This window comes from Allobosea thiooxidans, from assembly GCF_900168195.1.
Lineage (GTDB): Bacteria > Pseudomonadota > Alphaproteobacteria > Rhizobiales > Beijerinckiaceae > Allobosea > Allobosea thiooxidans.
The window spans coordinates 1-24,569 of the sequence record NZ_FUYX01000026.1 but is presented as its reverse complement, the minus strand read 5'-3'; the positions used below and the strand labels follow the sequence as shown (position 1 = coordinate 24,569).

Sequence of the window (24,569 nt, the reverse complement as noted above, 5' to 3'; positions counted from 1 at the left end):
AGATCTGACGGCCACATAAGACGCCGTCGCAGCGAAATCGCCGGACCAGAACCTGAAGCTCGACACGCCGACCACCGAGCGGCAGGTCCTTGGCTCGTCGCCAGTACCGGCTCTGGATCCGTCGCGAGATCGCCCCACAATCAGGACATCGGCAAGCCACTACGGGGGATCGAACCCGGATAAGGACAAGATCGGGTTCCATCGCGACGCCGTCGACGATCAATCCCGCAGGAACAAGGCTGGCTGGCCGAAATCGCTGATCCATCATGCTGATTCCTCGTAGAAACCAGCGCCAGATCAGTCGCTACATGCAGCAGATTTGAGTCAGAGCCAACATTGGACGCCGATCGGGGGGCAACTTTGCGGGCCGTTTGACATTAGCGCAGGCTTGTTTGGCGGGAGGAGCATAGTGACGCCCTTTATCGTGACGAGCGAGGATGAGAGGCAAGCAGCGCTAAAGCGCCTTGCTTACCTGGCCGGGTTTCCGGCCGGTTCGCCCGAAGCGGCCGAGCGGATGGCGCTAATTGAAGCGGTGGCGTTGTTCGAGCAAGATCAAGCCGATCGGTCTGACGATCTGGCCTGCTAATCGCCGCGCCGCCATCCGACTCCACAATTTGTCACGCCGCCGTTGCGTTTCGCTCCAACCATGTGCTGGATAGGTACCCGATATTATTGCCGCGGATGTCCGCGTCGGATCGACGGTGGCTCCTTCGCACGACAGGGATCATCCGCCTCCTGCTCAATCCGTACGCTCCGCACCTTACGATCAGCTCGCCGATTTGCTGATGCGCGCCACTGATGACCAGATCCGGGACTTTAAAGGCCCGCAGTCTTTTTTCCTGAACCATCAAACTGCTTGAGGTAAGCCGTCAAATCCCTGATCTTTTGCTCGTCCTTGAGTCCTGGATAGAGCATCTTTGTGCCTGGCACCTTAGCTTTCGGATCCTTTATATACTCCGCAAACGTAGAATCGTCCCACGTCAGGCCGGAGTTCTTGTTGGCTGGGGAGTAATTGTAACCTTCGACTGTTCCTGATTTGCGCCCGATAATGCCGTTCAGCTGAGGACCTACCGCGTTTTTCGCATTCTCACCGATCTGATGGCACGCCTTGCAAGGCGCGAAAGCCTTCTCGCCTGCCGCGACGTCCTGGGCGTGAGCAAGAGCGGGGCTGAAGGCCAAGATTCCGGAAACGAGACAGAGCAGACGCATCGAAAACCTCCTCGGCGGTCGTGACGCTGTCGAAACTCAATCCGCAACTAGGTCGGTTGTTCCAGGCAGGCCAGCTGTCCGCGCTGCTGCGACGGCGATCGGGACCGCGAAGCCGTCCGTTCGAACAGGGAGAACGCGGGCTCAAGCTCGGAATTCAAGTCGCTCGCCCGCTGCAGTGATCAGGTGCACCTGCCCCTGGCCGAGCCGCAGGATCGCTTGCTCGATATCCGTCGGTGCCATCAGGCTGAAGGCCGTCGACAAGGCGTCGGCCGCTGTTGCGGTCGGCATGACGACCGTCACAGAACGGTGCCGATGCGCACAGGCGCCTGTCTGCGGATTGAACAGGTGATTGAAGCGTCCTGCGGGATCGAAGCGGAAGCCATAAGCTCCCGACGTCGCGATCGCTTGATCGATTGCATCCAGCGTCACGTCCGTTCGATCTGGCTCGTCGGGGTCGGCAATGCCAACTCGCCACGGCGAACCGTCTGGGTGTGCACCAAGCGCCCGAGACTCGCCCATGTCAACGAGGCTGCACTCAATGCCCTCCCTGCGCAGGAGGTTCACGACGCAGTCCGTGACGTAGCCTTGGGCGATACCGTTCAAAGTGAGCGTCATCCCTCCATGAGCAAATGCGATCCTGTCCGCATTGAAAACCACCTTGTCGAAGCCGACCCGGTCCAAAGCCGCCCGCAGAGCCGTGGGCGGCGGGCCCTGCGGAGCTGCATCGGATTTAGAGAAATGATCCCGGTAAAGGATCCACAACGCCTGCACCGTGGGATCGAAGCGGCCGTCCGTCAGTTCAGAATAACGGCGACATTCTGTCAGAAGCGCCACGAGTTCGTGCGGCGGTGCGACGAGCATGCCTTGGCGATTGAGGGCGAAGAGCGCCGAATCTTCTCTGTAGAGACTGAATATCAGTTCGAGCCGGCGCACTTCCGCTAGCGAAAGCTCAATCAGCCGTTGGGCCGCAGCGCGATCGTGATGATGGATCTGCAGCGTTGCAACGGCCCCCATGGCTTGCCCCTGCCACCTCACGAGTGGGCCTTGCGCCTGTGCCCCACCGCAGAGCGGAACCAGGCTTAGGCCGGCCGCTGCAGCGCTTATCCCGATGAGGCGTCTACGGGACGGGTGGGAAGACATCGCTCGCTCCTAGTCCGGCTGGTTGTGCGGAGCGGCGGGCGCGGCGTGATCGCCAGCGTGCTCATCCTCGCTCTGGTCGACAGCCCCAGGCTCGGCCGCGCTTCCCAGGATATAGTCTTTCGGAACTTCCGCGAATGCTACGACTCGTCCGCCGTTTTCGGTTGCGAACTTCTCAGCCGCGCTTCTGTCCGAGAACGGTACGGCCTCATCGGCTCCCATCCCGCCCTTCATCCGGCTACCGATCACGAAAGAGGCCCGCCGGGCGTCGACCCAGTTCGAGGCTCCGGGGTCCTCCCAAGTCGCAGCCTTTCCCATATCGGAAACGTAAATTGCCCGGATATCCTTCGGCTCTTCAGGTAGGATCGTAAATGACAATGTGTCGCGAGCCGAAGAGAACCAAACCGGCTCGAGGCGGCTCGCGAGCAGGATTTGCCCTTTCGGCCCGGGATGCTCCAGCACGTTCATCCCGCAATAATGGCCCATTGTGCGCTGCGTTAGCTCGTGTGGTGGCGGGGGCGCCTCGGCGACCTTCTGCTCGTTGCAGCCAGCAACGGTGATACCGGCGATGAGAAGGGCGGAAATGGCCACCATCCTCATAGTTCTCTCCTCGAAAACGCGACAGCCGCAAACGTGAGCGGAACGAGCGCCCAAGCTGCGAGCGCAGCCAGGAGAACGAGCGGTGTTAAATGGGAAGCTTGCGCGATGCCGGCCATGCCGGAGAACGCACTCACATTGCCCGAGCCGGTGAGGTTGAAGAGCCGGTAGGCATCGGTCGGATTAAGCACGAGGAGCGCACTCAGAACGGCGCCCGAAACCGTGCGGCCTTGGTCGACGACCAGGAGACCTAGCAGCGCCATGTCGTAAATCAGTACGAACATCAGCCAGATGCCGATGGCGATCCCAGCTGCGGTACCTCGGTCTCGCACGAGCGCGCTGACACAGTACCCGACAGCGACAAACGCGGCGCCCAGCAGGATCGAAGAGCCGACCATGGAGGCAAAGGCGGTCCAGCTCTGCGGATCGATGGCAGTGCCGGTCGCTGCGAGCGCACCTGCGGCAGCTCCGTATCCGACCAGGGTCGCGAAGGCCAGGATCGCGAGGTGGCCCGCGAACTTGCCGAGCAGTACCTGCCAGCGCGCTACGGGGTAGCTGAGCAAGAGCACCATGGTCCCACGCTCCATCTCGCCGACAATAGCGTCATGCGAGATCAGCAGGGCGATTAGCGGCACCAGGAATATGGTGAGGCTGGACAGGCTCACAATCACCACGTCGAGTGCGCGCACGCCGACGTTTCCGGTCGGCGCGCTCCCTAAGAACGTGAGCGTGAGGGCTAGAGCCGCCAACAGCAGGGTCGTGGCGAGGACCCAACGGTTCCGCAGGCCCTCCTGAATTTCCTTGCCGGCGACGATCAGGATGTTCCTCATCTCGGGACCTCCTGGGAGCGGAGAAAATGGGCGTAGAGCTCGTCGAGGGTCGGCGGAGCCACGTCGACATCCTCGATGTGACCGCCTTCGGCGGTGGCCTGCCGCAGTAGTTCGATCTTTTGGTCGGAGGCGGCAACGATCTCCAGCATGTGCCCATTAACGCGGCGCCAATCGCCAAGCGGGACAAGCCGGCTCTCGACGTCAGCTATACCGGACGCCGCTACTTTCAGGCGTATCCGTGTTGGCAGCCGGGCGATGCGACGCAGCTCGTCCAAGTTGCCGTCGGCAACCTTGGCCCCCTGGTTCATGATCACCACGCGTCCGGCGCGCTCTTCTAGCTCGGTCAGCGCATGCGATGACAGCAGAACTGTCGCGCCTTGCTCACGCAATTCCTCGATAATCTCGTAAAAACTCTGGCGCAGCGCCGGGTCCAGACCGGTCGTCGGCTCGTCAAGGAGAAGGATTCGCGGGGCGCCCAGAAGCGCCTGCGCCAATCCGAGACGCTGCCGCATCCCCTTGGAGTAGGTGCCGACGCGGCGGTCGGCAGCATGGCTGAGGCCGACGCGCTCCAACAGCGGCGCCGGGGCGCCGTTGCCTTCGCGCTTGAGGCGAGCATAGAAGGCAAGGGTCTCGCGACCGGTCAGTGCCGAATTGAACGAAACGTTCTCCGGCAAATAACCGAGGCGTCGGCGGGCGGCAAATTCACCTGCCGCCGGATCCTCGCCCAGCACCCTGATGCTTCCGCTTGACGGGCGGATCAACCCCAGCATGAGCTTCAGCAGCGTTGTCTTGCCCGCTCCATTGTGGCCGATAAGGGCGATCGTCTCTCCTTCCGGCAGTGCGAAGGACACGTCTCGGACGGCGTCGACCTCGCCGAAGCGCTTCGTGACGTTGTTAATCTCGACTGTGGCGGTCATGGCCGGGCTTCCCGGACAAGCTTTGGACGAGCCGGCGGCGCCATCAGGGGGTGGCTGTCGACCACGCCGCCGGGAAGTAGAGCCGGAAACTGAGCCTGCGCCCAGCGGATCACCTGCACGGCAGGTGAGTTGGCGAGCACCTTTGCCTGCGGCGCGGTCCAAAGCACTTTGTCCATCAGGTCGTTCGGCCGATATGCGCTGTCACCCAGGCCGTCGCCGTTGAGGTCGAAGGCGGGGTTATCGCTCCAGAAGTTGCCACGACCGCCCTTCGACCAGTCGAGATAGCGTGTCCCGACATATTTCACCTGGTTCTGGTTCCTCACAAAGGCGTTCCCGGCGATCTCGTTTCCCTCCGACCCCGCGGTGAAATGGATGCCGATCTCGCAGCCCTCGAACCAGTTGTCGCGGAAGCGGTTTCGATTGGCGTTGTAGATGAAAACGCACTTCCCGGGGCCGCTGCGCGCGCCATTTGCTACGGTGGGCTCGACTTCGCCGGTAGCAGGCAGGCCGTGCTCACTTGCTTCTGCCGTGCGCATGCCAGACGTTGCCCAGCGCTCCGCAGGCTGCAGGCGGCCCAACACCGCATTTCCGGTGATTTGCGACCCATTGGCATAGTTGAACAGAAAGCCGTGGTCGCGGTCCCCGTCGGAGACGTTGCCGCTGACCTTCAGCCGGTTCGAGAACATGATCGCAAACCCAACCGTGTTTCCGGTCGAGACGTTGTCCGAGATCTCGCTGTCGTTCGTGTACATGTAGTGGATCGCGAAGCGCAGGTCGCGGAAGCGGTTGCCGCTGAACGTGTTGCGCTTGCTGGTGACCGAGAAGATGCCGTCTCGCCCGAAGGAGATCTCGTTGTCGAGCACCTTGGCACCGGGTGCGTTCCAGACCGAAATGCCGTTGCCAGCCTCATTGACGCGCCCCTCCTTGATGCCGACGATCGTGTTACCACGTGCGATCGAGTCCTCCGCGCCGTGCAGATAGATTCCGTAAAGATTGCCTTCTATCCGGTTTCTTTCGACGATTGCGCGTGTGGCCGTCTTCTCGACGAACACGCCGGAATCCAGCTTTTCGGCATCGGTCCCGGAGCCGCGGATCGTAAGGCCGCGGACGACCGCTCCGGGAGCCAAGACAGTCACGACGCTTCCGGTGCCGGGGCCCGTCAGGACGGCTCCAGGCTCGCCCTCCAGGACAAACCGCTTGGTGATCCGGAGCGGGCCATTGTGCTCGCCGCTATTCAGCGTGACGGTGTCTCCGTCAGCGGCCCGATCGATAATCGACTGCAAATCCTCGCTCCCCGGCGCGACAACGAGGCGTTCCGCCCAGGCAGGCAAGGCAAGGCCGGCGGCGACTACTGCCGCCGACCCCAGGCGCACGATGGTGCGAACAAACCGCATGCTCAGGTCGCCCGCGGTTCAACCAACATCCGACCCTTCATCTCCATATGCATCGCATGGCAGAACCAAGAACAATAATACCAGTAGACGCCAGGCTTTGAGGCAGTGAACGTCACTGACGCTGTCGCCTGGGGGGCAACCTCCATGTTGATGCCGTAGTTCGTGATGCAGAAGCCGTGGGTGAGGTCTTCCACCTCGTCGATATTGGTGACGTAAACCGTGACCTCGTCGCCCTGCTTGACCGTGAACTCCTCGAGTCCGAAGGCAGGCGCCGCCGAAGTCATGTAGACGCGCACCTTGTTTCCATCCCGGATGACCTGCGAGTCTTGCTCAAGCGTAACGCCGTCTGCTTTCGCCTGCTGCACCGCATGGGCGAAAAATGGATCGTCACGCTTCCAGACGTGCAGGGGATTAATCTTGGACCGGTGCACGAGCGTCGCGTCGTGAGGCTCGGCAAAGCTCGGCCCATCGTGCACGATCACCATCCGGTCGCCCGAAATGTCGATCAGCTGATCGTTTTCCGGCTTGAGTGGCCCGACATTCAGGAACCGATCCTTCGAAAATTTATTCAGAGAAATCAGCCACTTGCCATCGGCCTCCTTGGTTTGCCCCATGGAAGTGTGATTGTGACCCGGCTGATAGTGTACATCGAGCTTCTGGATGACGGGATTGACCTTTTCACCCTTGAACGCCCGCTTGGCGAGGTCGATGTTCCACTTCACCACCTGGCTGTCGATGAACACGGTCGTGTAAGCATTGCCCTTACCGTCATAGGCGGTGTGCAGCGGTCCCAGACCGAGTTCCGGTTCGGCGACGACGACGTCTCGCGGCTTGATTTTGTCGTCGAAGAGATCGTCGAGCTTGCGGGCATCGAACACGGTCACGGTTGGCGACAGCTTGCCGTTAGCGACGAAATGGATGCCGTCCGGAGCCGTATTGATGCCATGCGGGCTGTTCGGCACCGGGATGTAGCGGGTGAATTTCGAGCCGGCACGGCCATCGAGCACCGGCACGCCGCCGAGCGTCTCGAACTCGCCCTTCTTCACCGCCTCCTCGATGCGCTTGAGGTTGAAGACGACGACCCAGTCCTGCTCCTTGGCCATCATCTCCGCAAGGGTGACGCCTTCCTCGGAGTTGTAGCAGGTCGCCCAGGCGTATTTGCCCTGGTAATCGGCATCGACATTGTCGAGGTTGCCGTCGACCTTGACCTGCCAGGCAACCTTCATGGACTCGCCGTCGACCGCCGAGAAGATCGACACATACTTCTTCGGGTCGTTGAGGACCTTGCCGTCGTTCGGGATCGGCACCCGATCCTCACCGTTGCAAAAGACGTAGCCGGTTTTCGGGTACTTCTGAACTCGAAGACCGTGAACGGTGTGCTGGTTCGGCAGCTGGATGATCTTGTCGCATTTCATCACGTCAAGGCGGATCCGGCAGACGCGCGTGTTCGCCTTGTCGTTGGCGTAGAGGTAGCGCCCGTCATAGGTGCCCTCGGTGAATGACGGATGCGGATGATGCAAGTCGCCGTTGAGATAGATTCCGCCCTTGTCTTTCAGGAATTCGCGGCTTTCTGGCGTGAGCCCTTCAGTCAGCACCCTGAGACTCTCATTGGTTTGCCCCCAACCAGTGGCGCTGTCGCGGTTGAACACCGGGATACGCATCAGCTCGCGCATTGAGGGGCAACCGATGATACGTACTTCGCCAGTCTGGCCGCTGGAAAAAAACACGTAGTACTCGTCGAGTTCGCCTGGCTTCACCTCGTAGTGGTTGCCGACTGCCGGCCGCGCCGCTGGTGTGGCTGGCCTCGTCTGCGCTTCGGCAGAGATGATCGCGCCGGATTGCGAAAGGCCAATGCCGCCCGCAACGCCAGCTGCTCCAGCCGCGCCGACAGCCGCGGTGGTTCCCAGCATGTCGCGCCGGCTCAGTCCCTTCTTCCTTGTTTCTTCTGACATGACAGTCTCCTGGTTGCTCGCGAAGCTGTGGCTGGCGTCAACTTGCGGGTGGGGCCTCGGCCGGGCTGGCGTCTTGTACTGGTTTACCCATATGGGTCACGATTGGCTTAGCAGGCCCATGCCCTCCTTCTTTGATCTGGCGCATAGAAGGGGATGAGAGCGCTTCGCGCCGTTCACGCTTGAGCCGCACCTGGATCATGTGCGGGCAGCGGTGATCGTCATGATACAGCTCCTGACAATGCATGCAGTAGATGCACTCGTTCACATTGATTTGACCCTCGGGGTGAATCGATTGAACGGGACACTCGTTCGCGCAGCGTTGGCAAGGCGACCCGCATTCGGGCCAACGCTTCAACCATTCGAACATGCGGATCCGTCCCGGGATAGCGAGCGCAGCCCCCAGGGGACAGAGATAGCGGCAGAAGAAGCGCTCGATGAACAGGCCCGCCGAAAGCAGCGTCAGGGCGTAGATCACGAATGGCCAGTCGCGAACGAATTTCAGGATGATCGCCGTCTTGAACGGCTCGACTTCCGCGACGACTTCCGCAAGCGCAACCGAATAAAGTGACAGACCGAACAGCCCTAGGAAAATGACGTACTTGATCGGCCAAAGCCGCTCGTGCAGCCCCCAAGGTACCTTGATCTGCGGAACCTTCAGCCACTGGGCGATGTTGTTCGTCAGCTCTTGGAGTGCCCCGAAGGGACAAAGCCAGCCACAAAAAGGGCCGCGCCCCCAAAACAATAGCGCCGCAGCGATGGCCGCCCAAAGGATGAAGATCAACGGTGCAGCCAGGAAAAACTCCCAGTTGAAGCCTGTGATCAAGGCGTTCGTAAAGGTCAGGACATTGACCACCGATAGCTGCGCGTTGGCATACCAACCGAGCCACACAAGGGTGAACGTCAGATAGGCGCGCCGGACCCAAACATAGGTTTTGGGCCTGCGGACCAAGGCATCCTGGAAGAAGAAAATGCCGGTGAGGACAATGATTGCGAAGGCCGCAATCCCGACCGAAACCGCATTGGTCTTCCAGATTCTCAGCCACAGCGGCTCATCCAACTCGCCGCCAAATGTGCCCGCCGGTGTTTGCTTCGATGCCGAAGGATCCTGATCCGTGACTCGCGGAGCTTCCGGCGACGTCGCCGGTGCCACCGCCGCAGGTTGTTCGACGCGGAGATATCGGTCCGGGAGTGTGTACCCGACCTCGTAATTCAAGAACGCCTTGTCGCGCGCGCCGATGTTGCGCTGGACGAGCAATTGCAGCTGCCAAGGTTCGGCGAGGTCGAGCTTGAAATCCTCCGGAACGAGGAACAAGGCGATCTCCGGCAAATCTGGCGCTCCCTCAGCCAGGATGGAGCCCAAGCGGGTATGGTTCCGATCGCGGAACCGGGTAGTTTGACCATCCTGGAGGAGCTCGATCCGGTCGAAGATGCCGCCGCGGACGTAGCCCGAACCCTTGAAAGAATATGCACCGCTCCCCGCGACCAGGATCGCCTGTTGGTCCGTCTTCAGCCGGCCGCGCAATTGCTCGTAGGCCGTATTCCCGAGGAGGCTGCGTCCGATGGTCGGTACGCTGACGGGAGCCACGTAGAGGTCAATGAACGGGTCGTTCGTATCGCCCGGCTCCGCGTTATCCGCAGCAGCCTGATTCCCGGCTTTTGCGAAAGCTTCGTTGACCTCGCCGATCGTCAGGGAGAGCCGACGAACCGAGCCATCGCCGACCAGCGCCTCCCAGTCACGTACCTCACTTTTTTCAAGGTCGACCGTTTTGGCGGCTGGCGCCGCTCCGGCCGCCGCTCCGGGTTTATCTCCAGAACCGAGCCGCCCGCTCTTGATCAGACGAACCGCGGAGCGCACGACGCTGTCGCCCATGACCAGTACCGTTACGGTCGCGCCGCTGACGATATCGACTTGCGGTGGGCGCTCGGACCCGGAGGCGACTGGCCGGAGATCCTTCCCGATGAGCCGGTTCATCGCGGCGATGATGCGCTGCTCGGGAATGCCGATGAGAACGATGGGTTCTTTATGGTCGACGAGTTTCAGCCCGCGAACGACGCCTTGCGGGTCGATGCCCACGAGCATGTGGATGGGCTTGCCAGAATAACCCGTCGCATTCGCAAAATCCGAATTCAGATAAACGAAACCGACTAGTTGATCGCCGCGGTAGGCGGGGACTAGAGGCGGGTCGCCCTGCACTGGGCCGAAGCGGTCTGCCTGGCCAAAAAGCTCACCGGGTTGGACCTTCGGAAGAAAATCTTGGACCTTCCCGACGGCCGTTGCCCTCCCGGCAACCAGCAAGACGATCGCTAGGACAATCGCAGCCAGGACCAGCCGCGAGAGTCCTGCGAGGTTCAGCTTTTGAAGCGGCAGCGGGTAGGCCAACAGGGATCGTCCTATGCTGAATAAAGTTCCCGGAGAACGTAAGGATAAATGATACGGGGAACGCGGCGGCGGCCGCCAGGTTCCCTGTCTGGAAAATTAGCAAAATTCTGTTCGGCGTCACCACACTACTGGCGCATATGAGCCCAGCGGGATTTGACTTACCGCAAATTGCCGTCCGTAGATTTCAGCCAACTTCTGATGATGGAACTCGCGGGGGGCGAAGGGAGGTCACATGTCGCTGCTAAAAACTGAACCGCCGACCCCGGTTAAGACGCTAGAGGAACTTTTCGCCATCGCGCACGCGATGGAGCATGAGGCGGCCGAACGCTACGCTGACATCGCCGGGCGGATGAAGGATGAAGGCAACCCCGTGTTAGCCGCTATTTTCGAGCGGCTTTCAGCCGACGAAAAGGGGCATCTGGGCCAGGTGGCGCACTGGTCGAAGCAGACCAGAGGCAAGGCTCCTGATCCGGCGCTGATCCGATGGAAAATTCCTGAGACCTTCGACGATGAGGGCGCCTCCACCATTGATCCCCGTCTTCTGAACGCATATCGCGCGCTGGCGATGGCGGTGCGCAACGAGGAACGGGCCTTTGCCTTCTGGAGCTATGTCGCGGCACAGGCGACGGTACCCGAAATCCAGCAGGCAGCGGAGGCGATGGCGCGCGAGGAACTCGGCCATGTGGCGACGCTCCGGCGTGAACGCCGCCGCGCTTTCCATGCCAATCGATCCACAGAAGATGGAAGTGCCGGCGGCGAGCTGGTTCAGGATGCGGCCTTTCTGGAACAACGGCTTGCCGACCTGCTCGAACCCCTCGCGGCTCGTGCCCCGGAGGCCGAACGTGTGCGCATGCGTACCTTCGTCGAGGAGGCGCGGCAGCATGCGCTTGAGCTTGAAGGCGCACCAATCGGTACGCCCAGCGGCTCGCTCTTGCGCGCGCTCCCGGATAGTCCGATTGCACTGGCCGAACTGCTAACGGAACGGTATCTCGAAGCCGCGGACAGCCTGCGCGACGAGCGGGAACTGCTGCGCGCTCAAGAGTTCGCCGGGCGGGCCATTGCACGTCTCGCCTGGCTGCGGTCGGATTTGCCGGAATTGCGACACAACGAGGACCGCTGATCCGGATCGGCCTGCTGCCGCATTCAACGGGAGGACCTCACCCCGTCGATCGTCGCAAACCGTAGACGACGCGACGAGAGCACGAGGGCAAGTGCGAAACTGGCCAGGGCCAGGCCGGTCAGGGCGCCGCTGGCGGCGCGGCCGGCTCCCCATTCCGCCAGCCCGGCAGCCACGCGTAAGGCGACGGCCCCGTGCAGCAGGAACAGTGGTGCGTACAAAATCGCAGCATATCGTACGCGCAGACGGACGATCGCGGGAAGGATGATGAGCGCGTGTCCGAATACCATCGAGAACACGAAACCGGTCAGGATAGCGTGCAGGGCGATATCGTAACTGAATGGGCTAGCGCCGGGAGGAAAACCCATCAGGGCGAGGCCGGCCGCGCCGAGCCATGCATACCCTGCGACCATGCAAATTGCCATGAACCGCGCCTGCCCGGTTCGGCGCAGGTTTGCCCAGGCGATGTCATGTCGCAAGAGCCACCCCATCATGACGAGCAGGGCGATCCCAAACAGAGTTGAGCCGTTCCTTGTCGTAATGCCGTTTTGCGCTCCCGCAAGGAGCATGCCGAGCGCGAACAGAAATAGGGCTTCGCTGCCCCGCTTGGGCGCACGAAGACGGCTGAGTTCCAGGCGTTCTGCGGCGATAGTGAGGATCAGGAATGTGAGCCACCAACCGACCACATCGACGATCGGACTCCCCATGGCCCAGAGCAGATTTCCGGCGAGCCAAGCCAAAGCACCAAACAGGAGCGTTCCCGTAAAAAGCGCAGGTTGGAGCATGGTGATCACAAGCGATCCCCCCACGAGCACCGCGGCGGCGAGCGCGTAAACACCCGCAGCTGCCGGAACCGGAGCGCCCGCGAGCAGGACAAGCGTTCCCACCCCCGACAGCGCTGGCGCCGCATAGGCCCAACCTCGGCCGATCGCGACAGCACGCTCAAGGCTGACCAGGGTCCCAAACAAGCCGCATAGCAGTAACGGGCCGTGCAGCTCGGCTAATGCACTCGCATGAGGGATGTCCCATCCCAACCGGCCGAAGCCGGCGTAGACCCCCGCCAGCAAAGCGATAGCGGCCGTCGCAAGCAGCGGCGCCCGAACAGCCCCCCGGCTGTGCAGGAATCTCACCACCACGCGCCTGGCAGCCATTCCCTCCCCCTCGTGGAGCCGGGCCATCAGGCGGCCTCCTTGGGCTTAAGGCCGAGCAAGTTGCGGCCGCGATCGGTGATCAGGTCAGGCTTCCACTGCGGATGCCAGACTAAATCGAGCCCAATTCGGGAAACATCCGGGAAACGGGCGACTAAACGCTCGCGCGCGTCGTCCATGAGCATCTCTCCGAGAGGACAGGACCGGGCGGTCAAGGTGAGTTCCACGTCGATACCGCTCTCGTCGCGGGTCGCACGGTAGACGAGCCCGAGGTCGACCACGCTCAGTCCTATCTCAGGGTCGATCACGTCGAGAAGGCATTCAAGCAAATCTGGATCAAGGGTGGGCTGCGCTGTTCGGCTCATGACGGATCTTACTCCAAGCGCGGACCTTGCCTGTATCGATGTCTCCCCCGTTTGTTCTCGCGCAAACATAGACGAGAACTTCGCGGAGCTGTCACACCTCCGATCGCGCTCGTCAGGCGGAGAACGTCGCCACCGTCTGCAATGGAAAGCGATCTCCATCCACAAACGGCAATCATCCTTGCGAAATATCAAACTCCCGCCCGAAGGGCCGACGTATCGGCCTCCCGACGAGCTCGATGAAGCTCGAATGCTTCATCGAAACAGGAGACGAAAATGCGCAAGATGATGATGCTCGGCGCCCTCGTGGCTGGGCTTGGAATGGCTGGCGCGGCCCAGGCGGCCGAAGTCCAGATCAAGATGCTCAACAAGGGCACAGAAGGCGTCATGGTGTTTGAACCGGCGTTCGTGAAAATCGCGCCTGGCGACACTGTCAGGTTCGTGCCTGCTGACAAAGGGCATAACGTCGAAACCATTGAGACGATGCTGCCCGAAGGTACGCAGGCCGTCGTAGGTAAGGTCAACGAAGAAATTGCCATCACCTACGAAAAGCCCGGTGTCTATGGCTACAAGTGCAAGCCGCATTATGGGATGGGCATGGTCGCCATGGTTGCCGTGGGTGACGCAACTAACGTTGCGCAAGCCAAGGCCGTGACTCATCCTGGTAAAGCTAAACAGGTGTTCGCAAGCTTGTTTGACAAGCTGGCTACAACGACGGCAGCGGCAAAGTAGCTTTCGTCGGTCTAACCGGCTGCCGCAATGATGGGTTGTGGCGGCGGGCCGCGGTTGGGCTATGCACACGTCGCGCGGTCCAACCGCATTACCCTCGCCGCGCTGGCGCTAGATTCCTGGAGGAGAGCAACGTCGGGATGCGGCTAAGCCTCGCCTGATCCTCCATCATTGAGCGAAAAGTCCTTTCGCGATGTCGCAGCCGCGCGGCTCGATCCAGCGGCCAACGCCCGCATTCGCCGCCGGCCATCTACCTCTTGCACGGTGAAATACGGCTACGTGCGTGAGAAAAGCCCGCGCCAGCAGCAGCCAAATACAATTTACGACCCGAGCGAAGGAAGTTAGCGATGAGCGGCAGCAATCCCCAGAGAAAGGGGGACACGCTACGCCAGCGAGTGAGCTTATCGGCCGGCTGCGCAAGGTATTGCGACCAGAGGAGCTGAATTGTGCCTGCCGCGAGACGCTCGACGGGGCGCTCGATCGCTTCGACCGTCTCGAACGCCGGCGCGAGGCGCGCCGTTGGTTGGCCTCTGCGCGCGATCACAAGGAGCGGATCACCGCCTTGCTCTCGTTCCTATGCGAACTGGACTCGCTCACCGAAGCGGAAAGCGATCGCAGCGTCTTTGAGGAACTGGCGCTTCTCTTCATCGAGATTGCACACAGCGCGGAAGCGGGTGCCGCCGCTTTGCGCGAGCTCTGACCATCGGCTTTGGAGCCGCGGTAGAGTGCGGCATTGTGCTTTCGCGAATTGCCGTCGGCAGCGGAGCTCCTAGCCGTTACCAAGGATGGCTGCCTGTTGAGCATGGCAATCCTGCCTTCCACTAGAGGTCACTCTGAGTTGTTAGTAGCCGCGCCTTGCCGGCGACGGCGGAGCGAACCGCCCCTTGTCGCATTCGTCTCGACGGCCGCCTAAGTCCTCATGGCGAAGAGCTCCTGATGAAACCGCTTCGTCACCGGCAATCCTGCGGCGGCAAAATCCTTGCGCAGAGCCTCTCCGAAGCCCGAGGGACCGCAGAACCAGATGCTGGCGGCGCGCCATTCCGACACGACCGCGCGAATGCGATCGCCGGTCAGGCGGCCATCCCGGGCATCGATGAAGATATGCAGGCGGATATTCGCGGCCCCGGCATCCGCCTTGAGCTTCGAAAGCGCGGTCTCGTCGACATCGGTGGTCGGATGGAACAGGTCCACGGCCGGCGGCAGTTGGTCCGGATGTTCCGACCGCTCCCGTGCGAGGTATTTCATCCTGGCGATGAACGGGGTGACGCCGATGCCCGCGCCGATCCAGATCTGCCGGGGCTGACTATCGTCGAAGTCGAAGCAGCCATAGGGGCCCTCGACCTTTACACTCTGGCCGACGCTCAGTTTCTCCCGCAACCGGCTGGTGTGGTCACCGAGTTCCTTGGCGATGAAGGTGATCCGACGGTGATCGTCATGCCATGCCGAGGCGATGGTGTAAGGGTGCGCGCCCTCGCGAACATCCGACGTCGCGAAGGCGAACTGCCCGGGTTTGTGGCCGGGCCAGCCTTGCGGCACGTCGATCCCGACCTCGAGGACGCGCACGCCGGGATAGTGCTGGAGCGAGGCGATCCGGCCCTCGACCTGCCGATCGGCACCGACGCGGCGCAACAGAACGATTGCGGCCGCATAACTTCCCCAAGCCAGGAGCAGCGCCATGATCAGGCCGAGCGGCGACGCCCAATACTCGAAACCGGTCAGGACGACCGCGTGGAACACCAGCACGAGATAAACGATCGCGAGCAGGCGATGCGCCTTGTAGAAGACGCGGTAGGAGAAGTGCCGGATGAGCGCCAGCGCGATCAGGAAAACCGCCGCGTAGAACGCCCATTCGCCGACACCCTCCGCCGCGCCGCGCAGGCTCGCGAAGGTTTGCTGGATCGGGTTTTCTAGAACCGGTCGGGCTCGGCGCGCGGGGCGCGCCAGCCAGCCCCAGCCGACCGCCCATTTCGGGCCCTGGCTCCAGAGCCAATGGGTCACGGAGATGATGAGCGCGGCGACGCCCAGCCACTTGTGCAACCGGTACATCTTGTCGAGCCCGCCCAGCCAGCGTTCCGGCCAGCGCGGCCGCAGCGCCAGGATCATCGCGACGCTCATCGCGGTCATGGCTACGATACCGCTGTACTGGACCATGGCGTCGCGCAGGACGAAGAAACTGGCCGGCTGGAACACCGTCGGCTCGGCAGTCAGCCATAGAAGGCTCGACAGAAGGAGCAGACCCCAGAATGCGTGCTTGATGTTGCGCATGGCCGTCGAAACTCTCCCAGCAAGGACGAGGATTAAGCTGTGCGGGCCGGAAGTGCGCGTCATTGACGGAGCTCAAGTCCGGCCCCCGGTGACGGCCGAGCCGATCGCCGCAGGTCAAGCGACAATCGAGAATTCACCTCTCCCTCGCGGCTGCCGCACAACTTTGCTGACCAGAAGCTGAACGAAATTATCATCGTGCTTCAGGAGCCCATCAGCATAGGAGCGCATGGTTCCATCCATGGATGATGGCAACTAAGGAGTTCAAACCATGACGAGAACTTTCACGGTGCTTGCGATTCTGGCGTTGTTACCGGCGAGCGCTGCTGTTGCTGCGGAGGCATGCGAAGTGCCACCCGCGGAAAGGCAATCGGTCAAGGCTCTCGCCCAACTCGCAAACGACTTCGAATGGACCATCGACAAGCTGAAAATCGACGATGGCTGCTATGAGCTTCGGGTCACCGATGCGAGCGGCAACATCCTCAAGGTCAAAATCGACCCGGCAACCCTGGATGTCGTCGATGGCAAGGTCAAGCGCTTCGCCAATGATGACAATGCGCATCCGAACGAGAAGAAGAGCGCGCCCGCGCGCAATTGAGGTGATCTAGAGACCGAAGCGAAGGCATTCATGGCAAGCCAGGGATGCCTTCGCTGTACAATCGCCGGAGACGCGGCTTGCGTAAGGCAATCGATGTCGGATCGGGCAGCTCAACGATCTGGTCGCCACCTTCTGCACTGGTCGCGAAGCAGCGACACTGGCCTCCCTGGTCGGCGCTACGAGCACAGCCCCCTGCACACTGCCAAACGCGCCCACGCTCGTTGATCGACCCACTCGTCGCCGCAGCCGCCTTCGCTCAGTCCCGAGCCGTACCAACTCCCCGCAAGCTCCTAACGGTCGCGCTCGGTTCGCAGGATGGAATGAGTTTTAAGCAAATCTCGGATGGTGCAAGCCGGTGGTCTTAGCCTAGGCGCTTGGCGCTCAGCAGAGGAAACGCCGGCGGGCGCCCTATCATGGAAAGGTGAGCCCATAAGAACAGGCTCCACGCCGTGGACCAGCAGACCCCAGCGGCAATCATCCAGAACTCTGGCCGCGGAGCGACTTCGGCGACGCACCTCGCCACAGTCGCAGCAAATACGAGACAGAGCGCTCCCCAGTGACATGAGCGAGGCACAAGCTGCCCATCCTTGGGCCGCCGCATGGCAACCCGGGCCGCTATAGCCAAGATTACCGGTCCCATAGCTCCCATAGTCAGCAGATGCAGTTCTGCGCGTGGAATCAAAAGCCCTGCTGGCGTGGCTGCCATACCCAGCATAACCGGCACCAATCCAAGATATGCAAAGCACAAAAATCGGTTGGCGGGCCCGGCCCCGAAACCGCCTCTGACTTGATAGAGTACCCAAAGCGCAACAGCGATCAGGACGAGCGCTCCAAGCACCCATCTAGAAAGAAGGAGGAACCAAACAACCCCAGACTTGGCCAACGCCATGGAAGGTTTCGCGCAATATGACCACTCCGGCGGCGATCCTCGGCTATAAAAGCCGGCACCACCCGACCACCCACCAATAAGATCAGGATCACCATGGCTCCTGGCAGCACTGCGGCGGAGATAAACTGCCCAACTAGCGCCACCTCTGCGGCAGCCAACGCGAGCGGAACTGCTGCGACAGGCAATTTATCCCAACGTCCCGCACGCACCACTGGCCATAGAATCGCGAATGCTATCCCTAAGGAGCCGAGCAGCGTCACCCATATTCTTCCGGGAAACCAGAAAGCCGTCACCCGCGAACCGAGCGCAAGCGCGCCAAGGACGAGTGCTGGAATTGGTGCGTTCCGCGCGGTCCAAGCCTTCTGCGCGGTTAAGAGATAGCCCGAAACCGCCACGCCGCCAAAACCAAATATCCCGAGCCGAGCATGTGTCAGGCGAGATTCTTCCAGCTGAAGCCACCAAACCCCCGGCAAAGCAATAGCGATGATCGCAGCGATCGCGAAGAATGATCCTGCCGGATGAAAAATCAGCAGGTCGCGATTCGACCTATCTTGTAATCCAGCCGCGTGAATTGGAGTGGTCAATTTCTGTACCGAATCCCAGCGTCAAGATCGCTTTAGCATCTTCGTGGGTCGCTGTCGGATGGGAAGGCGCTTGCGCGCGAGCTTCTTACGATGAACTGGCATCACCATCTCGCGCCCGCAACGGCCTCGCCATGTCACCAACACCGTCTCGACTCTTCTGATGATGGATAAACCGCACACTGCTTGCGCCCGCACAAAGTCTCTGGCGCTGCCGGCGAGTACTGAACCCGACCGCGGCGGCCGGACGTCGCCATGAGGGACGCGCCAGATGTCAGCTTTGGAAGAAACCTTATCCGACTGGGATCCTCGATCGGATCAGGTGCTCGCAAACCAGATCAAGGCTTATGACAAGATGCGTCATCAATGCCCGGTAGCTCATAGCGACTACTTGGGATGGTCGCTGTTTCGCCACGAGGACGTGGTGCGCGCGCTGGAGGACCATCATAGCTTCAGCAGTGCCGTTTCGAGCCACCTGTCGGTGCCAAGCGGCATGGACCCGCCTCAGCATACGACATATCGCCGGCTGATCGAGCGCCAGTTCGCCTCCGCACAAATCTCTGCCTTCGAGCCACTTTGCCGCATGATCTCGGCCGAACTCGTGTCGAGCCTGCCAAGAGGCGAAGTAATTGATGTCGTCGCACAATTCGCGCAACTCTTCGCCGTCCGCATCCAGTGCGCGTTCCTTGGTTGGCCGAACAGCTTGCACGACCCGTTGCTGCGCTGGATTCAACGGAATCATAACGCGACGTTGGCGAGGGATACCGAGGCGATGACGACCATCGCGTTGGAGTTCGACGGCTATATCGGAGAACTGCTGGAGGTGAGGCGCAACGCCGACGCAGCGGCACCGGACGACATCACCACCAATCTTTTGCGGGAAGTGGTCGACGACAGGCCGCTGAGCCACGAGGAAATTGTCAGCATCCTACGCAACTGGACTGTTGGCGAACTGGGCACGATCACAGCCTGCGTCGGCATACTGGTCCATCATCTGGGAAATCACCTCGCAATTCAGCAGCGGCTACGAGAATCTCTTGACCTCCTACCGGCTACGATCGACGAAATCTTGCGCTTGCACGCACCACTCATCTCCAATCGGCGGATCACCACCAAGCCTGTGGAGATAGGAGGGCACAAGATTGGGGCTGGTGAACGGATCACCCTCATCTGGGCGTCGGCAAACCGCGACGAAGCCGTCTTCGATCAGCCTGACGAATTCCGTCTTGATCGTGATCCTTCGCAAAATCTTCTCTATGGCCGCGGCATTCATGTTTGTCCCGGTGCACAACTGGCCCGACTGGAGCTACGCGTAATCATGGAAGAGCTGCTGAAATCGACCAGCGGGATCACATTGGTGCCTGGCTGCCAGCCGACAATTGCGCACTATCCGGGGAGTGGATTTTCGGAGCTGCCGGTCCAGCTGGCGTAATCCCGTCCGGGCGGAAATCATGCACGGTTGCCGATTTCCGGAAGCGTCTGAGGATGGAGCACAAACAAAGACCGCGAAAAGTACGCCATCCAACCTGGCTGGCTGTGGGGCCTCGGCCCAAGCTCGCGCAAGGTTCACGCCTCGGTCAACCTGTGATGGACAGTTTGCCTCGGAGTGAGACGACAGTTTGTGAGCGGTCGGCCAACTCCCGAGACTCGGTGCGGTAGACGGATGCATCGCAAAAAGAAACGGGGCCTCACAGTCCCCCTGCCCCGCCACCGACCGTAGCAACCCCGGCGGATGCATCGAGCTTTGCAGGGTCGGCATCGCCTGTTTCAAGGCGACCGTCGCGCAGTACGAACTTGCGATCAAACCGATCGAATATCTTCTCATCGTGGGTGACGACGATGACGGCTGCGTCCTGCTCGATGGCTACCTTGCGAAGCAGATCCATCACGATCCCCGCGCGTTTCGAGTCTAGTGCAGCCGTCGGCTCGTCAGCGAGAATAATGCGTGGCCGATTAGCCAAGGCACGGGCGATGGCAACGCGCTGCGCCTCGCCCCCTGAAAGATTGGCGGGCATAGCGTTCCGGCGGTGCCCGACCTCAAGATAGTCGAGCAGCTCCACTGCTCGCGCCCGGGCCGCTCCCGCTTCTTCCCCAGACAACTGCAGCACAAGCGCAACATTGTCAGTCGCATCGAGGAATGGGATGAGATTGTGGAACTGGAAAATGAAGCCGATATTGTGAAGTCTGAGCTGCCTGAGATTGGTCTTCAGCCATCGCCCCTCGCTTAGCACCGTCTCACCGTCGAACGCCATCGAGCCAGAGGATGCATCGAGGATGCAGCCGATGATGTTGAGAAGCGTCGTCTTCCCGGAGCCGGAGGGGCCCAGCAACGCGACAAGCTGGCGCGGAAAGACGTCCAGACTCACATCGCGAAGCGCATCCACGCGCGTCTCGCCTTCGCCGAAATGCTTGGAGATGCGCTCACATCGCACGAGCGGCTGATCTGCCATCTCTCAGCTCCCCAATGCCGTTGCGGGATCCACCCGAAGCGCCGCTCGAACCCCGAGCCCGCTCGCCATGAGGCACACGACGACCACGATCAGGCCGAGGGCGAGCATGTTGTCGGCTTCGAGCACCACGCGGCGCGGAAAGTAGTCGCTGATGGTCGCGATCAGCATGGCGCCGATGGAAAATCCGATGAGCCCGAGCGCCAGCGCCTGCTGAACGATCATGCCGATGATGGTTCGGTCCGGGGCGCCGATCAGCTTCAGGGTGGCGATCTGCTTCGTCTTCTCCATCGTCATCGTGTAGATGATCAGAGCGATGATCACGGCAGATACGACGAGCAGGAGCGACGTAAAGAGCCCGATCTGGCGCCTGGCGCGGTCGACGAGGGAGCGGATCAGAATCTGCTCCTGAGCCTCCTGGGTGATCGCAGCCTGGTGCTTCCAGCGGCGGACCGTTTCGGCCACCGCTTCCGGCGCGGCGTTGGGCTGGAGTCGTGCGATGACCGCATTCACGGTATCGCGGTTCGCCCCGACGGCCCCGACGGCCCCGCGGGCCTGCTGGATGCGCGCCGCCGGCGGAGCAAGATCGAACTGCAGCTTCTGGGCATCTGACAACGTGATATAGACGGCAGGATCACCACCGGAGCTGACCTGGTGGCGCGTCAATCCTACGACGGAAAACGTGCTCCGGCCGACGCGGAGGCGATCGCCGAGCACGAGGCCGGCGCTTTGATCGGCCACCATCTCATAATGGCTGCGGGCGATCCCCCGCCCGGCAATGATCTCCGGCGGCCCTCCCGGCCGCGCCGGCTCATAGCCGATGACATAGAGCCTGAGCTTGGCGCCGATATGCTCTGCTTCGACGGTCTGATAGGTGATGCCGCCAGCCGACTCCACGCCTGCGATGCGCGCGACAGCCTCGCGCACGTCGCCGGGAATGCGCGAGGCTTCGGCGAAGGGGCCGCGTGTGTTGGCCTCCACGACCCACAGATCGACGGCCGGGGCGCGGGCGATGGTCAGCGCATCGACGACAAGTCCGCGATAGATGCCGATCATGGCCAGCACGACGCCGAGCAAAAGCCCAAGCCCGATGCAGGTCAGGATGAAGCGCCCGAAGCCGTGCCTTATGTCGCGATAGGCGAGGTTCACGGCCCCTTTCCCTCGCTGACCTGCGCCCGACGCCCGACCCGGAAGCCCGGCGCGACGCGCGCGACCACATGCGCGCGCTCCGGCACTCCATCGACGATCTCGAGGCGGGAGTCTTCGGTGCGATGCTGGAACCTGACGAGCCGCCGGTTCAGCCGGCCATCCTCGACCGTCCAGATCATGCCTTCGTGGCCGTTGTAGCCATGGACAGCGGCCGCCGGAACCAAGAACGCCTCGGCGAGGGTGGCAGCCGTGATCAGGAACTCAACCTGCTCTCCCAGGAAAACGCGGGCGGGCGGGTTGTCGCCCCTGATGAAGACGCGACGCTCCTCGGTGCTGCGATCACTCTCAAGGCCGATGCGGGCCACCTTGCCGGTGAAGACGTCCTGCGGACGTGAACGCAAGCGGGCCTGCACTCGCTGGCCCTCCGCGATGAAGCCGGCCCGCGCCTCGTCGACATAGGCAAGACCCCAGTAGCTGTCGTTTGCGATCAGTGTGAAGATTGGATCGCCGGCTTTGACGACCGTGCCCAGTTCCTTGTGCCGTTCGATGACGATTGCATCGTAGGGAGCCGTCAATGTCCGGTGTCCCAACAGTGTTTCTTCGAACTGGACTTGCGCCCGGGCGTCCGCCATTTGCGCCCTACTGCTCGCGACCTCGCTTTCGGCAACGGTGACGTCCGCCTTCGCAACGGCCTCGTCCCGGGCGGACTCTTCGGCTGACTGCTCTGACACTACGCTACGCCCGGCGAGTTCTTGCCTACGCCGGTTGGCAACCTGCCTTTGCGCGAGAACGGCACGCGTCTTCTCAAGATTCGCCTCCGCCCGCTCGATGTTGACTTCGGCGATCTGGAGGGCGGCGCGTGCCTTTGCCGCCTTGGCCTCCTGCTCGCCGAGGCTGAGCCGGGCCAGGACCTGCCCCTTGCGGACATGGTCGCCATGATCTGCGTGGAGCTCCGACAGCGCAGCACCAGCCTCAAAGCCGACTTTGGACATCACGCGTGCCTCGACCGTGCCCAGGCCGAACACGCGGATCGGAACATTGCGCTCAGGCTGAACCGCTTCGACTTCGAGCGGACGGTTGCTGTAGACCGCGCCGACGCCGAAAAGTGCGACGACGATCCCGATGCCCGCAAGGGTGCGCTGAACGGCTCGCCGGCCGAAGATGCCGGTCTGCTTCGGCTTCGTCGTATTCAGAACGCCGACGATACCCGGCTGTTTGGATGGCGCATCCATGCTGTTCAGGCTCCGTAGCGAGTGTACACGCCGCATCGCGACCGTTGGGGTTCAGCCGGCCCCCGCCGGCGTCGTACTGTCAAAGCCAGCCCCCGCGCTTAGCCGAAGGCGATCGTCGGCGGCAGGTTCTTGAAGATCACATAGGCCGCGACCGTGAGGATGAGCGCGGCGAAGATACGGTTCAGCGTGGCCTTGCCCGCCGAGAGGCGCGTCGCCAGCAGCATGCCGAGAATGCCGCCCAGGACGCCGCCGAAGATGAACTGCCCAGCGATGACCCAGTCGACGAGGCCGCTGCGGGCATAGTTCAGGGCCGTCGCCAGCCCGAAGGTTCCCACCGCGAGCAAAGAGGAGCCGATCGCGTTGATCATCGGCATGCCGGTGGCGAAGACGAGCGCCGGCACGACGAGGAAGCCGCCGCCAATGCCGAAGAAGCCGGAAGCCATGCCCGTCGCCAATGCCGCCGCGGCGGTGAGCGCACATGTGCGCCGGTCGACCGGCCGCTCCTCTCCACGCCCGACACCGCGCGGCCGCAGCATCAGCAGCCCGACGACGACCATCAGCGCGCCGAAGAGCAGAAGAAGGCGCGTTCCGTCAACCACGAGGCCCAGGTTCGAACCAAGGAGTGCGCCGAGCGTGCCGACCGCCGCGAAGACGGCCGCGCAGAGCCAGCGCACATGACCTTTCCGGGCATGGGCGAGCAGGTTGGCATAGGCATTGATCGAGACCGCCAGCGCGCTGGTGCCGATCGCGACATGTGGGCTGGCGACACCGACAACATAGAGGAGCAGCGGCGTGGCCAGGATCGAGCCGCCGCCGCCGACCAGCCCGAGGCTGAAACCGACGAGGCCGCCGGAGGTGAGCGCCGGGACGAGGGTGGATGTCATCGCAGCAGCATCCCCGCGATGACCCGGTCGTGCAGCATCATCCCCGCCGCCATCGCCGCGACGAACAGCAAGACCGGGGCGAGCCCCATCGACAGAGCGGAGACCGCCGGGCCCGGGCAGAAGCCGGCGAGCCCCCATCCGGCTCCGAACAGCGCAGAGCCGGCCACCAGCCGCCCGTCGATCTCCGTATTCTCCGGCAGGTGGAAGCTGTCGTCGAGCAGGGGGCGCCGCAAGCGGCGTTGCAGCATGACGCCGGGCACCGCCACGAGCACCGCGCCGCCGAGCACGAAGGCCAGGCTCGGATCCCAATGCCCGCTGGCGAGATTGAGGAAGCCTAGCACGCGCGCCGGATCGAGCATTCCGGAGAGCGACAGGCCGAAGCCGAACAGCGCGCCGGCAAGGAGCGCAACGACGATACGCAGGGACGCGAGATGCTTCACCGCAGGAACTCCATCAGCGTCGCCATGGCGCCCCCTGCGAGGAGGAAGGTCGCGGTCGCGGCGTAGGAACGTTTGGAAAAGCGGGCGAGGCCGAGGATGCCGTGGCCCGAGGTGCAGCCAGAGCCCATCCGCGTGCCGACGCCGACCGCGAACCCGGCCACGAGGACCAAGGGCAAGGAGGTAGCAATGGTCACGGACGGGAAGCTCCCGAAGGCCAGCATGTAGAGCGGCGGGCCGCTCATGAGCCCGATGACGAAAGCCGCGTTCAGCGGGACCTGCCCGCCGCCGAGCAAGCGACCAACGATGCCGCTGATG

26 protein-coding genes are annotated in these 24,569 nt (G+C 62.2%); 6 read left to right on the top strand and 20 right to left on the bottom strand.

The features are described from left to right. Window positions 1-202, bottom strand: a 202-nt coding sequence (locus B5Y19_RS25190; protein WP_244555724.1) for a transposase family protein, incomplete at its 3' end; no start/stop codon positions are given. Window positions 203-409: 207 nt separating this feature from the next. Here B5Y19_RS25190 and B5Y19_RS26280 point away from each other — a divergent pair. Next, a complete protein-coding gene (locus B5Y19_RS26280; protein ID WP_156367055.1) occupies window positions 410-586 on the top strand; it encodes a hypothetical protein in 177 nt (58 codons plus the stop codon). A 230-nt stretch (window positions 587-816) separates the two neighbouring features. Here B5Y19_RS26280 and B5Y19_RS25185 read toward each other — a convergent pair whose 3' ends face one another. From B5Y19_RS25185 to B5Y19_RS25150, 8 genes are all read right to left on the bottom strand, one after another. Next, window positions 817-1,209 carry a c-type cytochrome gene (locus tag B5Y19_RS25185; RefSeq protein ID WP_055728433.1) on the bottom strand — a complete coding sequence of 131 codons (393 nt, stop codon included), beginning with the start codon at window positions 1,207-1,209 and terminating at the stop codon, window positions 817-819. 141 nt (window positions 1,210-1,350) lie between these two features. Beyond that, on the bottom strand, window positions 1,351-2,349 hold the full coding sequence (locus B5Y19_RS25180) for an FAD:protein FMN transferase (RefSeq protein ID WP_055728432.1): 999 nt from the start codon (window positions 2,347-2,349) through the stop codon (window positions 1,351-1,353). Between the two features lie 9 nt (window positions 2,350-2,358). Then, window positions 2,359-2,946, bottom strand: coding sequence for a nitrous oxide reductase accessory protein NosL (locus B5Y19_RS25175; RefSeq protein WP_055728431.1), 588 nt, complete (start codon window positions 2,944-2,946; stop codon window positions 2,359-2,361). Continuing rightward, entirely contained in the window at window positions 2,943-3,773 is an 831-nt protein-coding gene (locus B5Y19_RS25170) for an ABC transporter permease subunit (protein WP_055728430.1), read from the bottom strand. The genes B5Y19_RS25175 and B5Y19_RS25170 overlap by 4 nt, the downstream gene beginning before the upstream one ends. Next, window positions 3,770-4,690, bottom strand: coding sequence for an ABC transporter ATP-binding protein (locus B5Y19_RS25165; RefSeq protein ID WP_055728429.1), 921 nt, complete (start codon window positions 4,688-4,690; stop codon window positions 3,770-3,772). Before B5Y19_RS25165 ends, B5Y19_RS25170 begins: the two co-directional genes overlap by 4 nt. Then, on the bottom strand, window positions 4,687-6,084 hold the full coding sequence (locus B5Y19_RS25160; RefSeq protein WP_055728428.1) for a nitrous oxide reductase family maturation protein NosD: 1,398 nt from the start codon (window positions 6,082-6,084) through the stop codon (window positions 4,687-4,689). Before B5Y19_RS25160 ends, B5Y19_RS25165 begins: the two co-directional genes overlap by 4 nt. 2 nt (window positions 6,085-6,086) lie before the next feature. Continuing rightward, on the bottom strand, window positions 6,087-8,036 hold the full coding sequence (nosZ, locus tag B5Y19_RS25155) for a TAT-dependent nitrous-oxide reductase (protein ID WP_055728427.1): 1,950 nt from the start codon (window positions 8,034-8,036) through the stop codon (window positions 6,087-6,089). A 37-nt stretch (window positions 8,037-8,073) separates the two neighbouring features. Beyond that, window positions 8,074-10,416, bottom strand: a complete 2,343-nt coding sequence (locus tag B5Y19_RS25150) for a NosR/NirI family protein (RefSeq protein WP_411914174.1) — start codon at window positions 10,414-10,416, stop codon at window positions 8,074-8,076. 232 nt (window positions 10,417-10,648) lie between these two features. Here B5Y19_RS25150 and B5Y19_RS25145 point away from each other — a divergent pair, with 232 nt between their 5' ends. Then, window positions 10,649-11,536 carry a ferritin family protein gene (locus B5Y19_RS25145; RefSeq protein WP_079592361.1) on the top strand — a complete coding sequence of 296 codons (888 nt, stop codon included), beginning with the start codon at window positions 10,649-10,651 and terminating at the stop codon, window positions 11,534-11,536. A gap of 23 nt (window positions 11,537-11,559) precedes the next feature. Here B5Y19_RS25145 and B5Y19_RS25140 read toward each other — a convergent pair whose 3' ends face one another. After that, a complete protein-coding gene (locus B5Y19_RS25140; protein ID WP_176168731.1) occupies window positions 11,560-12,711 on the bottom strand; it encodes a DUF8744 domain-containing protein in 1,152 nt (383 codons plus the stop codon). Continuing rightward, complete coding sequence (locus B5Y19_RS25135; RefSeq protein ID WP_055728425.1) at window positions 12,711-13,046, bottom strand: metal-sulfur cluster assembly factor; 336 nt, start codon at window positions 13,044-13,046, stop codon at window positions 12,711-12,713. Before B5Y19_RS25135 ends, B5Y19_RS25140 begins: the two co-directional genes overlap by 1 nt. A 273-nt stretch (window positions 13,047-13,319) precedes the next feature. On the opposite strand from B5Y19_RS25135, the gene B5Y19_RS25130 reads away from it, so the two are divergent. Continuing rightward, the gene (locus tag B5Y19_RS25130) at window positions 13,320-13,775 is read left to right on the top strand and encodes a pseudoazurin (protein WP_055728424.1); all 456 of its coding nucleotides are present in this window, start codon (window positions 13,320-13,322) and stop codon (window positions 13,773-13,775) included. 280 nt (window positions 13,776-14,055) lie between these two features. Beyond that, window positions 14,056-14,472 (top strand): hypothetical protein, encoded by a 417-nt coding sequence (locus B5Y19_RS25125; protein ID WP_342060169.1) that lies wholly within the window; start codon window positions 14,056-14,058, stop codon window positions 14,470-14,472. A 209-nt stretch (window positions 14,473-14,681) separates the two neighbouring features. Here B5Y19_RS25125 and B5Y19_RS25120 read toward each other — a convergent pair whose 3' ends face one another. Further along, window positions 14,682-16,037 carry a ferredoxin reductase family protein gene (locus B5Y19_RS25120; protein ID WP_079592359.1) on the bottom strand — a complete coding sequence of 452 codons (1,356 nt, stop codon included), beginning with the start codon at window positions 16,035-16,037 and terminating at the stop codon, window positions 14,682-14,684. 268 nt (window positions 16,038-16,305) lie between these two features. Here B5Y19_RS25120 and B5Y19_RS25115 point away from each other — a divergent pair, with 268 nt between their 5' ends. Further along, window positions 16,306-16,632, top strand: a complete 327-nt coding sequence (locus B5Y19_RS25115) for a PepSY domain-containing protein (protein WP_055728422.1) — start codon at window positions 16,306-16,308, stop codon at window positions 16,630-16,632. A gap of 361 nt (window positions 16,633-16,993) precedes the next feature. On the opposite strand, the gene B5Y19_RS26775 is transcribed toward B5Y19_RS25115, so the two are convergent. Both B5Y19_RS26775 and B5Y19_RS25105 read right to left on the bottom strand, forming a co-directional pair. After that, entirely contained in the window at window positions 16,994-17,521 is a 528-nt protein-coding gene (locus tag B5Y19_RS26775; protein WP_079592357.1) for an NnrS family protein, read from the bottom strand. Beyond that, a complete protein-coding gene (locus tag B5Y19_RS25105) occupies window positions 17,449-18,105 on the bottom strand; it encodes an NnrS family protein (protein ID WP_139384562.1) in 657 nt (218 codons plus the stop codon). The genes B5Y19_RS26775 and B5Y19_RS25105 overlap by 73 nt, the downstream gene beginning before the upstream one ends. A gap of 268 nt (window positions 18,106-18,373) precedes the next feature. Here B5Y19_RS25105 and B5Y19_RS25100 point away from each other — a divergent pair, with 268 nt between their 5' ends. Then, entirely contained in the window at window positions 18,374-19,534 is a 1,161-nt protein-coding gene (locus B5Y19_RS25100; protein WP_055728421.1) for a cytochrome P450, read from the top strand. Window positions 19,535-19,790: 256 nt separating this feature from the next. Here B5Y19_RS25100 and B5Y19_RS25095 read toward each other — a convergent pair whose 3' ends face one another. The 6 genes from B5Y19_RS25095 to B5Y19_RS25070 form a co-directional block, all read right to left on the bottom strand. Beyond that, on the bottom strand, window positions 19,791-20,552 hold the full coding sequence (locus tag B5Y19_RS25095) for an ABC transporter ATP-binding protein (RefSeq protein WP_079592355.1): 762 nt from the start codon (window positions 20,550-20,552) through the stop codon (window positions 19,791-19,793). Window positions 20,553-20,555: 3 nt separating this feature from the next. Next, window positions 20,556-21,698: an ABC transporter permease gene (locus B5Y19_RS25090; RefSeq protein ID WP_055728420.1), complete on the bottom strand. Its 1,143-nt coding sequence runs from the start codon at window positions 21,696-21,698 to the stop codon at window positions 20,556-20,558. Then, the gene (locus B5Y19_RS25085) at window positions 21,695-22,930 is read right to left on the bottom strand and encodes an efflux RND transporter periplasmic adaptor subunit (RefSeq protein WP_079592353.1); all 1,236 of its coding nucleotides are present in this window, start codon (window positions 22,928-22,930) and stop codon (window positions 21,695-21,697) included. The genes B5Y19_RS25090 and B5Y19_RS25085 overlap by 4 nt, the downstream gene beginning before the upstream one ends. A gap of 98 nt (window positions 22,931-23,028) precedes the next feature. Continuing rightward, window positions 23,029-23,814: a sulfite exporter TauE/SafE family protein gene (locus B5Y19_RS25080; protein ID WP_055728419.1), complete on the bottom strand. Its 786-nt coding sequence runs from the start codon at window positions 23,812-23,814 to the stop codon at window positions 23,029-23,031. After that, on the bottom strand, window positions 23,811-24,254 hold the full coding sequence (locus B5Y19_RS25075; protein WP_055728418.1) for a YeeE/YedE family protein: 444 nt from the start codon (window positions 24,252-24,254) through the stop codon (window positions 23,811-23,813). Before B5Y19_RS25075 ends, B5Y19_RS25080 begins: the two co-directional genes overlap by 4 nt. Then, entirely contained in the window at window positions 24,251-24,568 is a 318-nt protein-coding gene (locus B5Y19_RS25070) for a YeeE/YedE family protein (protein WP_079592351.1), read from the bottom strand. Before B5Y19_RS25070 ends, B5Y19_RS25075 begins: the two co-directional genes overlap by 4 nt. Window position 24,569 lies beyond the last annotated feature (1 nt).

Excerpts from the sequence above, each read along its gene's own strand:
- B5Y19_RS25185 (WP_055728433.1), bottom strand. The coding sequence starts at position 1,209 with ATGCGTCTGCTCTGTCTCGTTTCCGGAATCTTGGCCTTCAGCCCCGCT.
- B5Y19_RS25180 (WP_055728432.1), bottom strand. The coding sequence starts at position 2,349 with ATGTCTTCCCACCCGTCCCGTAGACGCCTCATCGGGATAAGCGCTGCA.
- B5Y19_RS25175 (WP_055728431.1), bottom strand. The coding sequence starts at position 2,946 with ATGAGGATGGTGGCCATTTCCGCCCTTCTCATCGCCGGTATCACCGTT.
- B5Y19_RS25170 (WP_055728430.1), bottom strand. The coding sequence starts at position 3,773 with ATGAGGAACATCCTGATCGTCGCCGGCAAGGAAATTCAGGAGGGCCTG.
- B5Y19_RS25165 (WP_055728429.1), bottom strand. The coding sequence starts at position 4,690 with ATGACCGCCACAGTCGAGATTAACAACGTCACGAAGCGCTTCGGCGAG.
- B5Y19_RS25160 (WP_055728428.1), bottom strand. The coding sequence starts at position 6,084 with ATGCGGTTTGTTCGCACCATCGTGCGCCTGGGGTCGGCGGCAGTAGTC.
- nosZ (WP_055728427.1), bottom strand. The coding sequence starts at position 8,036 with ATGTCAGAAGAAACAAGGAAGAAGGGACTGAGCCGGCGCGACATGCTG.
- B5Y19_RS25145 (WP_079592361.1), top strand. The coding sequence starts at position 10,649 with ATGTCGCTGCTAAAAACTGAACCGCCGACCCCGGTTAAGACGCTAGAG.
- B5Y19_RS25140 (WP_176168731.1), bottom strand. The coding sequence starts at position 12,711 with ATGGCCCGGCTCCACGAGGGGGAGGGAATGGCTGCCAGGCGCGTGGTG.
- B5Y19_RS25135 (WP_055728425.1), bottom strand. The coding sequence starts at position 13,046 with ATGAGCCGAACAGCGCAGCCCACCCTTGATCCAGATTTGCTTGAATGC.
- B5Y19_RS25130 (WP_055728424.1), top strand. The coding sequence starts at position 13,320 with ATGCGCAAGATGATGATGCTCGGCGCCCTCGTGGCTGGGCTTGGAATG.
- B5Y19_RS25120 (WP_079592359.1), bottom strand. The coding sequence starts at position 16,037 with ATGCGCAACATCAAGCACGCATTCTGGGGTCTGCTCCTTCTGTCGAGC.
- B5Y19_RS25115 (WP_055728422.1), top strand. The coding sequence starts at position 16,306 with ATGACGAGAACTTTCACGGTGCTTGCGATTCTGGCGTTGTTACCGGCG.
- B5Y19_RS26775 (WP_079592357.1), bottom strand. The coding sequence starts at position 17,521 with ATGGCGTTGGCCAAGTCTGGGGTTGTTTGGTTCCTCCTTCTTTCTAGA.
- B5Y19_RS25100 (WP_055728421.1), top strand. The coding sequence starts at position 18,374 with ATGTCAGCTTTGGAAGAAACCTTATCCGACTGGGATCCTCGATCGGAT.
- B5Y19_RS25095 (WP_079592355.1), bottom strand. The coding sequence starts at position 20,552 with ATGGCAGATCAGCCGCTCGTGCGATGTGAGCGCATCTCCAAGCATTTC.
- B5Y19_RS25085 (WP_079592353.1), bottom strand. The coding sequence starts at position 22,930 with ATGGATGCGCCATCCAAACAGCCGGGTATCGTCGGCGTTCTGAATACG.
- B5Y19_RS25080 (WP_055728419.1), bottom strand. The coding sequence starts at position 23,814 with ATGACATCCACCCTCGTCCCGGCGCTCACCTCCGGCGGCCTCGTCGGT.